General features: G+C 51.1%; 8 protein-coding genes. All 8 read right to left on the reverse strand.

The window, feature by feature from the left end:
* Positions 1–135 precede the first annotated feature (135 nt).
* The 8 genes from ACTQ3K_RS06580 to ACTQ3K_RS06615 all read right to left on the reverse strand — a co-directional run bounded on the left by ACTQ3K_RS06580 (position 136) and on the right by ACTQ3K_RS06615 (position 12,919).
* Complete coding sequence (locus ACTQ3K_RS06580; protein ID WP_441566733.1) at positions 136–1,110, reverse strand: aldolase catalytic domain-containing protein; 975 nt, start codon at positions 1,108–1,110, stop codon at positions 136–138.
* Positions 1,111–1,499: 389 nt separating this feature from the next.
* Positions 1,500–3,470: a cadherin-like beta sandwich domain-containing protein gene (locus ACTQ3K_RS06585; RefSeq protein ID WP_441566731.1), complete on the reverse strand. Its 1,971-nt coding sequence runs from the start codon at positions 3,468–3,470 to the stop codon at positions 1,500–1,502.
* A 597-nt stretch (positions 3,471–4,067) separates the two neighbouring features.
* Positions 4,068–5,309: a serine hydroxymethyltransferase gene (gene glyA, locus ACTQ3K_RS06590; RefSeq protein WP_441566729.1), complete on the reverse strand. Its 1,242-nt coding sequence runs from the start codon at positions 5,307–5,309 to the stop codon at positions 4,068–4,070.
* Between the two features lie 74 nt (positions 5,310–5,383).
* Positions 5,384–7,150, reverse strand: a complete 1,767-nt coding sequence (gene aspS / locus ACTQ3K_RS06595) for an aspartate--tRNA ligase (RefSeq protein WP_441566727.1) — start codon at positions 7,148–7,150, stop codon at positions 5,384–5,386.
* Positions 7,151–7,153: 3 nt separating this feature from the next.
* Positions 7,154–8,410 (reverse strand): histidine--tRNA ligase, encoded by a 1,257-nt coding sequence (hisS, locus tag ACTQ3K_RS06600; RefSeq protein ID WP_441566725.1) that lies wholly within the window; start codon positions 8,408–8,410, stop codon positions 7,154–7,156.
* A gap of 95 nt (positions 8,411–8,505) precedes the next feature.
* On the reverse strand, positions 8,506–9,966 hold the full coding sequence (gene hemZ, locus ACTQ3K_RS06605; RefSeq protein ID WP_441566723.1) for a coproporphyrinogen dehydrogenase HemZ: 1,461 nt from the start codon (positions 9,964–9,966) through the stop codon (positions 8,506–8,508).
* Between the two features lie 65 nt (positions 9,967–10,031).
* Positions 10,032–10,673 carry an MBL fold metallo-hydrolase gene (locus tag ACTQ3K_RS06610; RefSeq protein ID WP_441566721.1) on the reverse strand — a complete coding sequence of 214 codons (642 nt, stop codon included), beginning with the start codon at positions 10,671–10,673 and terminating at the stop codon, positions 10,032–10,034.
* Positions 10,673–12,919, reverse strand: a complete 2,247-nt coding sequence (locus tag ACTQ3K_RS06615; protein WP_441566859.1) for a RelA/SpoT family protein — start codon at positions 12,917–12,919, stop codon at positions 10,673–10,675. The genes ACTQ3K_RS06610 and ACTQ3K_RS06615 overlap by 1 nt, the downstream gene beginning before the upstream one ends.
* Positions 12,920–13,004: the final 85 nt, after the last annotated feature.

Below are 13,004 nucleotides of genomic sequence, written 5' to 3' on the forward strand. Positions count from 1 at the left end.
CTTTTCTTTCATAGGACGAGCTTTCCTATGAAAGAAGAAAAGAGTCCCCTATTTCATACACGGGAACTCTTCTTCATCTCTTTATGATATGATTTTCTGCTTTTTGAAATCTGTTTTTACAGGCTGCTTCTTCGTTTAGAAATTATCCAGCAGCGACTTATAGAATTCGCAGTAATCCTTCCTCTTCTCCTCGGTAAATGCAATGGCCTCTCTCGGATGACGGTTCAGCTGACCGGTAAACATATACTGAAGATCATAGCCCCAGGTCACAGTCTCATGAAGCGGAAGCATGTACTTCTCAATAAAATTCAAAAGGCTGTACAGGTTATACTTGGGATTCTTCAAAAAGCCCAGCAGCAGCTCCATGGCACAATTTCCGGCGCCACGTCCCATTCCCATGGCCGTTGCATCCAGGTAGGAGATTCCGCGTGACATGGTATCAATGGTATTGGCAAAAGCCAGATTCTGATTATTATGACCATGGAATCCAACCTGCTTTCCGGCTTTCTCCGCATAGCGAAGGTATAACTGCGCCAGATCCGAAGCATTTTCCGGATACAGAGATCCATAGCTGTCCACCAGGTAGATCACATCCACGCTGGATGTCACCAGCATCTCCAGCGCCTCCTCCAGCTGATTTCCATTGACCTGAGAAACTGCCATGATATTGCAGCAGGTTTCGTATCCCAGATTATGAAGATATTCGATCATTTCAATCGCCGCCGGCATCTGATGGATGTAGCATGCCACCCGTACCATATCAATGACGCTTTCGCTTCTCGGAAGAAAATCCTTTTTAAAATCACAGCGCCCCACATCTGCCATAACCGAGATTTTCATATCGGAAATATTATCACCGACAATGGCGCGGATATCCTCTTCCTTACAGAACTTCCACTTTCCAAAGTCCTTCTCACTGAACAGTTCTCTGCTCGCCTTATAGCCAAACTCCATATAATCAACGCCGCTTTTAATATTCGTTTTATAAAGCTCTGTTACGAACTCATCGGTAAAATCAAAATTATTGCACAGTCCTCCGTCACGGATCGTTGCGTCCAGTACCTTCAGATCTCCGCGGACGCCCATTAAGTTTCCCTTTCTTGATGTCATGATCGTTTCTCCCCTTATTCTTTCGCGCGTTGAAGTGTGTTTGCATTAACGCATATCAGTGTTCTGTATCATCATAGCACCCGGAGGCAGAAATGTCAACACAAAGATCTGCCTTTCGTGCCTCTGCACAGATACCTATCTGCCGTAGACAGACTGTATCTCTCCGCTGCCCTCTTAGCACCTGTCTTTTTCCGAAAATGCTCATTTCGTGAACATATTCTTTCTTATCAAAAAGAACAGCCGCCGATCCATTTTCCATGTATGACAGCGGCAACTCAAATATGTGCCAATGCCATACATGGGCAAGGACGGCGGCGTTAACCACGCTTGATATGATTAAGGATACCGTAATCTATCCTTTTTCTGAAGTATCCCGGCGGCCTTATCTCCTATTTCTTCCGCTTCAGCTCTCTCACAGGATTCACCGGTGCTTCTTCCTCACTGTGCTGCTCTTTCCGGCCGGCCTGTCTGGCGGCCCGGTTCACAATGCTGTCTTTTCCTTCCGGCTTTCCGCTTCTTACGGAATCCGAAAGCAGTGCCTCCAGCAGGTCAAAATCCGCATCCAGATCATCCTCCGCCTTCGAAGCCTCCGCCGGTTCTTCCGATTCCTCTTCGTATTCCGGCTCGGCAGCCGTCGGTTCCGCTGCGGCTGGCTCAGCGTTCGCTTCTGTCGGCACATCGTCTCCCAGATCCAGGTTTTCCAGAACAAGGTCCTCCAGATCTACATCGAAATCATCCTCCGACAGATCTTCTTTCCGATCATCTTCTTCCAGATCATCTTCTTCCGGATCATCCTCTTCCAGATCATCCTCTTCCAGCGCCGGAATATCCTCAAACTCCGGTTCTGCTTCCGCTTCATTCAGATTGTCATCCAGATCTAAATCCAGATCGATCAGTTCTAAATCGTCATCCTGAGCACTCTCTGACAGTTTCTCCTGTTTCGGGGCTGCCATCGATACTTCCTGTTTCCTTATGGTTTTTTCCGCCTGCACCGGTGCTGTCGGTTTCTGAGAAATTTCAATATCCTTCGGTTCTTCCTCATATCCTGGTTCTTCATCAAAAAGTTCCAGATTTTCTACATCTTCCAGCTCTCCGGCAAACTCATCTGCCTCGTCTTCGTACTCCGGCTCTCCGGCAAACCCATCTGCCTCATCCTCGTACTCCGGTTCTCCGGCAAACTCGTCCGCCTCATCTTCGTACTCTGCTTCTCCGGCAAAGTCATCCTGTACGTCTTCGTGCTCCGGTTCATCGATGCTCACATGATAATTACGTTCGTCTTCGTCACCGTCCGCATAGAAGTCCTCTTCCTCTTCTTCGTATTCTTCATCCAGCTCATACGCACGGCGCGCACGTTCTCTTGCTGCCACCGGATGTGACACTTCCTCCTCCGGCTCATCAAATACTTCCGCCGTCTCTTTTCCATGTTTATGTCCGGTCACAGAAGCTGTCAGTGCGATCAGCAGGATAAAACACAGAACTGCCAGTGCAATAATGATATAAAGGCGGAACTGCAGCCGTTTCTGATAGCTGGTCTGTGCTGTTTTTAACTGATTCTGGGAGATCTGGCTCTCCTGGTTCATGGTCAGGATGCCCTCCGGTGCTGTAATGACCGTTCCTTCGGTGGAATCATAAATATAAAATGTGGTCTTCCCGGCTTCATCGGTTCCGTAAAGGAGATAGAATCCCTCTGCCTCCGAGTCGCTGAAGCGCCAGCCCTTCACCGTCTGATCACCGATGGTCACATCCACAGCAATGAATCCGGAAGGAACAAGTCCTTCTGCCGGTTCGGAAAGCGTATACGTCTTTCCTGCACTGGTCACAGTTCCGCTGGATGCCGTTGTTGCCTGGTCAGTCTGCTGGCCTTCCGTGCTTCCGGAAGCCTGGCTTCCGCTGAGATTCGGCCCGGACAAAGGCGAATTTCCGATGGATTCACCGGAAGAGTTCTGTGCCGGCTGGGTCGAGTCAGCCTGTGCCGGCTGGGATCCCGACTCGCTCTGCTCAGATCCGCGAATAACGGTAATGGTATATTTTGCTTTGGTTACACCATCTGCCGCTGTCACATTAACGATGACCGCATTGCTTCCGGCCTTCAGTCCGTCATTTCCGGCAATCACCATCTTGGCACCGCTGTCAGTAGTCTTTCCACTTACCAGCAGTTTATCACAGTCTGCTCCGACCTCTACCTGATATTCATATACATTGGACGAGAACGCCGGTGTCAGTGTTCCCGGTGAAACCTCCAGGCTGCTCAGAGTTGCATCTGCGGTGCCGCCCGTTGCCAAGGCCGAAAGCCCCAGGCAGGCTGCCAAAAGACAGCAGACAAGACTTATTAAAAGAACTCGTTTTGTATGTGTTTTCATATAATCTCCTTCTATCCTGAACCGTTTTCCATGTTCTTTTCCAATTAAAATACGCACGCGCTACACAGATCGGTGCTGCGCTCCGACTCTGCTTTGCAGCTTCTGTCTGCTCCGAACCGCCTTCTTCAGATATATCTTTTATATCTTTCCGCTCTGGCTGTTCTGCTATTTTGCGCTTAACCCGCAGACCGGTGCTACGCTCCGATGCTGCTTTGCAGCTTCTGTCTGCTCCGAACCGCCTTCTTCGGATGTATCTTTCCGCTCTGGCTGTTCTGCTATTTTGCGCTTAACCCGCAGACCGGTGCTACGCTCCGACGCTGCTTTGCAGCTTCTGTCTGCGGCTTATGGGCATCCCTGCCCATACAGATATCGAATTTCTCTCCTCTGCAAATAAATTTGCTCGGAGAGGATTTCGATATCTGTGCGCGCAAAAATGCTATTAATATCATACCGACTAAAAAAACAAAAGTCAACCGAATAGGCACAGGATTAAGAAAATCTTCTGATACAATTTCGATACAAAAACCAGCGCTCCGCCGGTTTCTGTTCCGGGGGAACACTGGTTTCTGTATCATCGGTATTCTGATTTTTAACCGCTTATTCGTACAGCGGATAACGGTCGGTCAGGGTCTTTACCATGGCCTTTGCCTTTTCGGTGTTGGCCGCATCCTGAGTAATTACCAGGCGGATGGCTTCTGCGATCGTCACCATATCCTCTTCCTTCAGGCCGCGGCTGGTAACAGCCTGTGCACCGAGACGGATTCCGCTGGTAACAAACGGCTTTTCGGGATCATTGGGAATTGCATTCTTGTTGCAGGTAATGTTTGCTGCATCAAGAAGCTTCTCAGCCGCCTTGCCGGTTACGCCTGCAGGGCGGAGATCCACCAGCATCAGATGGTTGTCTGTACCGCCGGAAACAATGTCAAAGCCACGGTTCATCAGCTCGGAAGCCAGTCTTGCTGCGTTAACCTTCGTCTGCTTCATGTATTCTGTAAAGGAAGGATCCAGCGCCTCCTTAAAGCATACAGCCTTTGCCGCGATCACGTGCATCAGAGGTCCGCCCTGGATTCCGGGGAATACTGCCTTGTTGAAGTTGAATTTCTCCTCGATCTCATTGCTGCAGAGGATCATGCCGCCGCGGGGACCGCGAAGTGTCTTATGCGTGGTTGTGGTTGTCACATGGGCATAGGGGATCGGGCTTACATGAAGTCCTGCTGCCACCAGACCGGCAATGTGCGCCATATCTACCATGAGATATGCACCAACTTCATCGGCAATCTCACGGAACCGCTTGAAGTCAATCTCACGGGCATAGGCACTGGCACCTGCCACGATAAGCTTCGGACGACATTCCTTTGCCAGACGTTCCACCTCTTCATAATCGATCACACCCTTGTCTGTTACCCCGTAAGGAACAACATGGAAATACGCACCGGACATATTGACCGGACTTCCATGTGTCAGATGTCCGCCATGAGCCAGGTTCATACCCATAACTGTATCGCCCGGCTTCAGCATTGCAAAGAACACCGCCATGTTTGCCTGTGCACCGGAATGAGGCTGTACATTCACATACTCACAGCCAAACAGTTTTTTCGCACGCTCACGCGCAAGGTCTTCTACTACATCCACATACTCACAGCCGCCGTAATAGCGTTTTCCTGGATAACCCTCAGCATACTTGTTGGTCAGAACACTTCCCATGGCAGACATCACGGCCTTGCTTACCAGGTTCTCAGACGCGATCAGCTCCAGATGGCTTCTCTGTCTTCCCAGCTCATCCTCAATGGCCTTCGCAATTTCCGGATCGTATGCGCGTACTTCTTCAAATGAATACATCTCGTCTCCTCCTGTTAAGAAATCATATGAATGTTTAGGGCTGACAATTGTTTCCTGTCAAAATCAGAAAGGGATTAGTTATCTTCTTTTTTTACATCCAATTTAATATGAACATCCTTTAACTGCTGTTCACTTACCTCCGCAGGCGCTCCCATCATGATATCCTGGGCATTCTTGTTCATGGGGAACGGAATAACCTCACGGATGCTGTCCTCACCGGCCAGAAGCATTACCATACGGTCTACGCCGGGAGCAATTCCCGCATGGGGCGGTGCACCGTAGCAGAATGCGTTATACATAGCAGGGAACTTGGCCTTTACATCCTCCTCACCGAGGCCAACCAGCTCAAACGCCTTGATCATGATCTCCGGATCATGGTTTCTTACGGCTCCGGAGGAAAGCTCGATTCCGTTGCATACCAGGTCATACTGATAAGCATAGATCTCCAGCGGATCCGTTTCTTCCAGTGCCTTCCTGCCGCCCTGAGGCATGGAGAAGGGATTATGGCAGAATTCCAGCTCGCCGGATTCTTCGCCGATCTCATACATGGGGAAGTCAACGATCCAGCAGAATTCATAGCATTCCTTATCCATATAGCGTTCCGCATAATTTGCCACGATCTTCCGCGCCGCACCGGCAGTCTTCTGTGCTTCTGCTCTCGTTCCGGCAGCAGCAAGAACCAGTTCGCCGCCCTTTAAGCCAAGAGCCTCGCATACGGCATCCTTCTTTTCTGCCAGGAATTTGGAGATTCCTCCGGTCAAAGTACCGTCTGCACCGGCCTTGAACCAGTAACACTTCCGTCCGGTCTGCACCTCCGTATCGGCGCAGATCTTATCAATGATCTTCCGGCTTTCGGTAAAGTCGGGGCATACCACAGTCTTGATAACCGCTCCGTCAAACGGCTCAAAGCCGCAGTCCTTTAATACATCAGTTGCCTCGGAAAGCTCCAGCTTGATCCGGAGATCCGGCTTGTCGCTTCCGAACCGTTCCATGGAATCCCGGTAAGAGATTCTGGTGAACGGTGCTTTGGATGCACGGCTGTAGGTTCCGTATTTCTCAAATACGGGAGGCAGTACCTGCTCGATGATGGCGAACACATCCTCCTGGGATGCAAAGGCCATCTCCATATCCAGCTGATAGAACTCGCCCGGAGAACGGTCTGCTCTCGCATCCTCATCACGGAAACAGGGCGCGATCTGGAAATAGCGGTCAAAGCCGGACGCCATCAGAAGCTGCTTGAACTGCTGAGGTGCCTGGGGAAGTGCATAGAACTTTCCGGGATGATTTCTGGCCGGAACGAGATAATCTCTTGCACCCTCAGGGGAAGAACAGGTCAGAATGGGAGTCGTGATCTCAAAGAAATCCAGATCCATCATCCGGCGGCGCAGCTCTGCTACGATCCGGGAACGCATAATGATCTTATCTTTCACTGCCGGATTTCTCAGATCCAGATAACGGTATTTCAGACGGGCATTCTCGTCTGCATCCTTGGAATGGGAAATCTCAAAGGGCAGCGCGTTGTAATAGCATTTTCCGAGAACCTCGATTTTTTCGGGAACTACTTCGATCTCACCGGTGGGCAGGTCTGCATTCTTGCTGGAACGCTCTCTTACAACGCCGGTAACAGATAACGTGGATTCCTTGTTGATCCCGGAGAGCGTTTCCATCATCTCCTCGGTCTCAATGACCACCTGGGTCTCGCCGTAAAAATCGCGGAGGATCAGGAATCCTAAATTCTTGCTGACACGGCGCAGATTCTCATACCAGCCCGCCAGCGTTACGGTCTCGCCTGCATTGGCAAGCCGCAGTTCGTTGCATGTATGGGTTCTTGACTGAAACATGGCTTATTTCCTTTCTGCATAAAATTCCTTGAATTCGGTGTAGCCCTCCTTGGAAAGCTGCTCCTTCTGGAATTTTTTATTCTTATTCATATTGGCAACCAGCACCTGAACGCCTGCTGCCCGTTCTTCCTTTGCTTCGGCGAGCACCTTTACCATACCCTCTACCGGCATTCCCTTTTCGATCAGATATGCCTTTCTGGGACCCTGTTCAGGAACGGTAAAGCCCTTCTCCATGAGGATCGTGATGATCCGCTCAAACCCGATGGAGAAACCGCAGGCAGGAGTGTTCATTCCGGTGAACCGGCCGATCATCTCATCGTACCGTCCGCCGCCGGCCACAGAACCGCCAAGCTCCTCCATCTTGATTTCAAAGATGGAACCGGTGTAGTAGGACATGCCGCGTACAAGAGTCGGGTCAAAGACCAGCCTGAATTCACAGGCGGCCGCTGCCTTTACACTCTCAATAATGGTTTTCATTCCGGGGAATACGTCCGGTGCGATCACACCGTCCAGCACGCCGGTCAGGTATGCAAGAGCATCATCGCTGCCCTCCATGCCGGAAAACAGTCCCATGTATTTTTCCACAGACGCTTTTTCATAGCCGCTTTCCAGAAGCTCGGCCTCTACACCGTCCATGCCGATCTTATCCATCTTGTCCAGGATAATGAACACCTGGTCATAATCCTTTTCTTCAAAGCCACTGTATGCCGCCATAGCCTTCAATACGCGCCGGTCATTGAAGCAGACCTTGAAATCCTTAAAGCCCAGTCTGCCGAGCAGGGTCGTTGTTGCGGACATCAGCTCGATCTCCGCCAGACAGGTGGGGTCACCTAAAATATCAATGTCACACTGCATGAACTGACGGAAACGCCCTCTCTGGGGACGGTCTGCACGCCATACATTGCCCATCTGCAGTGCCTTGAACGGTGCCGGAAGCACCGAAGCGTTGTTGGAATAATACCGGGACAGGGGAACCGTCAGATCATAGCGCATACCGCAGTCTACCACATCCGCCTCTTCCTTCGCCTCTGCAATATGAAGCTTCTCGCCCCGCTTTAACACCTTAAAGATCAGCTTTTCATTCTCACCGCCCTGCTTGCTGGAAAGGTTTCCGATGTTTTCCATACAGGGAGTCTCGATATGAGAAAAGCCAAAGCTCTTATAGGTCTCCTGGATCAGTCCGATCACATAATCCCGCACCTGCATTTCCGCAGGAAGAATATCTTTCATGCCGGTTACCGGCTTTTTCGTCATTGCCATAGTTTTCCTCCTTTGCCCTGCGCCATACGGCTCCGGGCAGATTGTGCCGTCTTCCGGGCACTCTTTGTTTATCATACACGAACCATCTTCGCTTTTCAAGCCAAAAGTTTCCGTTTTCTGTCAATCATTTCGTCGATCCGGGTCAGATACTGGTCAATATCCTTCACATTATCGCACCGTTCGATCCTCCCGTCGGGAAATACGGCCTTTGTGGTGGAGCCGGCGCCCAGTGCCACAATGGTCTGCTTTTCTTCCATAATGAGAATGTTATAGATTCCGGCCTTTCCGGGCAGGGCATAGCCCACATTTTCAAAATTCCCTGCCATATTTTTCTGACGGTAAAGATAATACGGCTCCAGTCCCAGCCTCCGGCAGTATGCCGCCGTCAGATCCATCATCTCTTCCGTATTTTCAAACCTCATGTGTGCATACTGCTCCTTCATGGTATTGAGCCTTGCAGCCCGCTTGATGGCAAGGGAATGAACCGTAATGCTGTCCGGCGCCATAACCGTCAGCTCCTCCATGGTGCGGCGCACATCGTCCAGATTTTCCTCCGGCAGTCCCATGATCAGATCCATATTGATGTTATCCATACCGGCCTCTCTCGCCATGGCATACGCTTCCCGGATCTGCTCCGGGGTATGACGCCTTCCGATGATCTTTAAGGTCTCTGCCTTCATGGTCTGCGGATTGATGGAGATCCGCGTCACCGGATGACGCTTTAATACCTTTAATTTCTCCATGGTGATGCTGTCGGGCCGTCCTGCCTCCACCGTCCATTCCTTCACATGAGACAGATCAAAGCTTTCCTCCACCTTAGTCAGCAGCCGTTCCAGATGCTCCGGCTCCAGGGTGGTCGGCGTCCCTCCTCCGATGTAGATGCTGTCCAGGGGACGGCCGGCAAACTGAAGCCTTGTATAATCAATCTCTTTAAACAAGGCGTCCAGATACTCATCCATGCGCGGCGCCCATTTTTTTACCGGATAGGAGGTAAAGGAACAGTAAAGACAGGTGGTTGGACAAAACGGGATTCCGATATAAAGGCTGTAGCCGTTCTGATAATCCACATCCTTTAACACTTCCCGCTCCCGTTTTGCAATCTCCAGGCTCAGTGCCGTTTTTTCCGGGCTGGTGAGATAAGTCTGCTCCATATAAGAAGTAATGGCTCCGTCCGAAGCGCCCTCTTCCAGCATCGCCATGGGGATCTTGGTGGGCCGGATCCCGGTCAAGGTTCCCCAGGGAAGCGTCTTATCAGTATCCTCCGAAAGAATCCCATAGACCAGCCGCTTCACAACCGATTTTGCTTCCTTCCGGTTGGAAAAATCCACCGGTTCCACTCCGGAAAGCACCGGAGAATCTTCTCCCCGGCAAAGGCTGACCCGCACCTCCTTCTCCAGATACTCCACACGCAGGAGCCGGTCGCCGGGTTCAAACTGCATTGGCTCTTCCTCCGGCTGATGGATTTCTTTTACCTCCACCCGTGGATAAAAGGACATGGCAAGCCCCTGCACATCATATAAAAAATTTTCGTTTCCTCTAAATTCCAGATAAATCATATTTCTGCTCCCGCTTATCTAAAACGAAGTTGGGGCCAAGAATCTGACCCCAACCGATCTGTCCGTTATTCCTCATACTCTGCCAGCGGATTATACCGCTTTTCCTGGCCAATGGTTGTTGCCTCGCCATGCCCCGGATAAACCACCGTATCCTCCGGGAGAACCAGAAGCCTGTCCCGGACCGAATGGACCATCTGTGACATGGACGATGTCGGAAAATCCACCCGCCCGTAGGAACCGGCAAACAGAGTATCTCCGCTGAACAAAATCTGTTCCTCCGGAAGATAATAGCTGACACCGCCGGCCGTATGCCCCGGCGTTGCGATCACCCTGATCTGAAATCCCGCCAGGGAAAGGATCTCTCCGTCCTTCACAAATTCATCTGCATGAAGAACCACCTGGCTGCTCCAGGATGCGGAAAGATTCCAGGACGCATTTTCAAGAAGCTCCTGCTCTCCGTCACCCGCATAGATCTTTATATCAAAGCGCTTCCGAAGCTCTTCAGCCGCCAGTATATGGTCAAAATGGCCATGGGTCAGCAGAATTGCGGCCGGTTTCTTTTGATTGTTCAGGAACCAGTCCCGGACAGCTGCCGCGTCATCCGCCGGATCGATGATCAGAGCCTCATCGGTCTCCCGGTTAATCAGAAAATAACAATTCGTACGCACCATGCCCAGCACGGCACTGGCGATCATTCCCTTTTTCATCAGCCTGTCGTCCTCTCAATATCCATAACGCCTTCCACCTGGCGCAGCTTTTCCACCAGACGCTGCAGCTCCTCCACACCATGGATATCAAAGCTCATGGTAATGGTTGCTGTTCCCTGCTTGCTTCTGCGGGCTGTCATGGTCGTAATATCGATCTCACGCTCCGTAAAGATCCGGGCAATATCCACACTGAGCCCGATCCGGTTATGGGCAAAAATCTTGATCTCTGTGGTATATGTCTCGGAACGATAATCATCCTCCGGTGCCTGCCACTCAGCATCGATCAGCCTCACCCGTTCCTCCTCCGGCAGATTGATGATATTGATACAGTCTGTCCGGTGAATGGAAATTCCGCGTCCTCTGGTCACAAATCCCACGATCTCATCACCTGGAACCGGGCTGCAGCACCGGGAGAACCGGACTGCCAGATCATGGACACCCTTTACCACAATGCCGTTCTTGCTTTTTTCCTGTGCCGGCTTTTCCTTTGCCGCCACATCGCCCAGAACCTTTTCATCAGTCAGAACCTCAGACGGATTCTTCCTCTGATACTCTTCCAGAAGCTTGTTGATGACCTGGCCCTCTTTCATGCCACCGTGTCCGATGGCCGCCAGAACGGCATTCCACTCGCGGAAGCCGTACTTCATCAGAACCTTTTCCTCGTACTCCGGCTTTGCCAGACTGGGGAAATTGATTCCCTTTGCCTTACAGTATTTATCGATCAGATCCTTGCCCCGGATAATATTTTCTTCCTTATTCTGAGTCTTGAACCACTGATTGATCTTATTCTTCGCCTGAGCGCTCTTCACCGATTTCAGCCAGTCACGGCTGGGGCCCTTGGAATTCTGGGATGTGATGATCTCGATCCGGTCACCGTTCTGGATCACATAGTCGATGGGCACCAGCTTGTCATTGACCCTGGCTCCCACCATCTTATTGCCGACCGCACTGTGGATGCTGTAAGCAAAATCCACCGTAGTGGAACCGCTGGGCAGATTCTTCACATCTCCTTCCGGCGTAAAACAGTAAACGCTGTCTGAGAAAATATCCAGGTCGGTCTTTAAGGAAGAAAGGAATTCCTTGTTGTCGGACATGTCCTTCTGCCACTCCAGGATCTGGCGCAGCCAGCTCAGCTTCTCCTCTTCCTTCTGGGCGATGCTCTTTCCGTCCTGACCCTCCTTGTATTTCCAGTGGGCCGCAATCCCGTACTCGGCGGTCCGGTGCATATCATACGTCCGGATCTGGATTTCAAAGGGCTGGCCGGTGCTGCTGATCAGGGTCGTATGAAGGGACTGGTACATATTGGCCTTCGGCATGGCAATATAATCCTTGAAGCGCCCGGGAATGGGCTTATACATCTCATGGATCACACCAAGCGCCGCGTAGCAGTCCTTCACCGTATCAACAATGATCCGCACCGCAAAAATATCATAAATCTGATCCAGAGTCTTGTTCTGGGTCACCATCTTTTTATAAATACTGAACAGATGCTTCACCCGTCCGTCGATCTGGCCCTTGATTCCGGCGTTCTCAATATGGGTCCGCACCTCCGCCATAATATTCTGAAGAAAGCTTTCCTTGCTCATGCGCCGCAGGGAGATCTTTTCCTTCAGATCCCGGTAAACCTCCGGCTCCAGATATTTTAAGGACAGATCATCCAGCTCGATCTTCACCTTGGAAATACCGAGGCGGTCCGCGATGGGCGCGTAGATTTCCATGGTCTCCCTGGCTTTTTCCTTCTGCTTCTCCGGCTTCATATACTGGAGCGTCCGCATATTATGAAGACGGTCGGCCAGCTTAATCAGGATCACCCGGATATCCTTTGCCATGGCAAGGAACATTTTCCGCAGATTCTCCGCCTGGATCTCCACCTTGTCCGCCGACCAGGATAACTGGGTCAGCTTGGTGACGCCATCCACCAGCAGGGCGACCTCCTCGCCAAACGTGGCTTTCATTTCATCGATGGTCATTACCGTATCTTCCACCACATCGTGGAGGATTCCGGCGATGATGGATTCCTTGTCCAGCTCCAGCTGTGCCAGGATGATTGCCACGCTTAACGGGTGGACAATATACGGCTCCCCGGACTTCCGAAGCTGTCCTTTATGGGCAGAATCAGCAATCTCATACGCCTTCTGCACCATGGTCAGATCATCGGAGGGGTGATATTTTTTTATGGAATCGATCAGGATCTCGAATAATTCTTCCGGGGTCGTAGCCGTCAGCTTCGTATCGCCGCCTGCCATGATCCGCTTCTTTTCCCCGTCTGCGGAAGGCAGTACCTCCTCCACAGGCTTCAGCGCACCGTCATCCAGTTCCAGCGAAACACCG

It is taken from the genome of Candidatus Paralachnospira sp. LCP21S3_A2 (assembly GCF_052118925.1).
Classification (GTDB): Bacteria; Bacillota; Clostridia; order Lachnospirales; family Lachnospiraceae; genus Lientehia.

Coding starts and splice junctions, on each gene's coding strand:
- ACTQ3K_RS06580 (WP_441566733.1), bottom strand. CDS start 1,110: ATGACATCAAGAAAGGGAAACTTAATGGGCGTCCGCGGAGATCTGAAG.
- ACTQ3K_RS06585 (WP_441566731.1), bottom strand. CDS start 3,470: ATGAAAACACATACAAAACGAGTTCTTTTAATAAGTCTTGTCTGCTGT.
- glyA (WP_441566729.1), bottom strand. CDS start 5,309: ATGTATTCATTTGAAGAAGTACGCGCATACGATCCGGAAATTGCGAAG.
- aspS (WP_441566727.1), bottom strand. CDS start 7,150: ATGTTTCAGTCAAGAACCCATACATGCAACGAACTGCGGCTTGCCAAT.
- hisS (WP_441566725.1), bottom strand. CDS start 8,410: ATGGCAATGACGAAAAAGCCGGTAACCGGCATGAAAGATATTCTTCCT.
- hemZ (WP_441566723.1), bottom strand. CDS start 9,966: ATGATTTATCTGGAATTTAGAGGAAACGAAAATTTTTTATATGATGTG.
- ACTQ3K_RS06610 (WP_441566721.1), bottom strand. CDS start 10,673: ATGAAAAAGGGAATGATCGCCAGTGCCGTGCTGGGCATGGTGCGTACG.
- ACTQ3K_RS06615 (WP_441566859.1), bottom strand. CDS start 12,919: ATGGCAGGCGGCGATACGAAGCTGACGGCTACGACCCCGGAAGAATTA.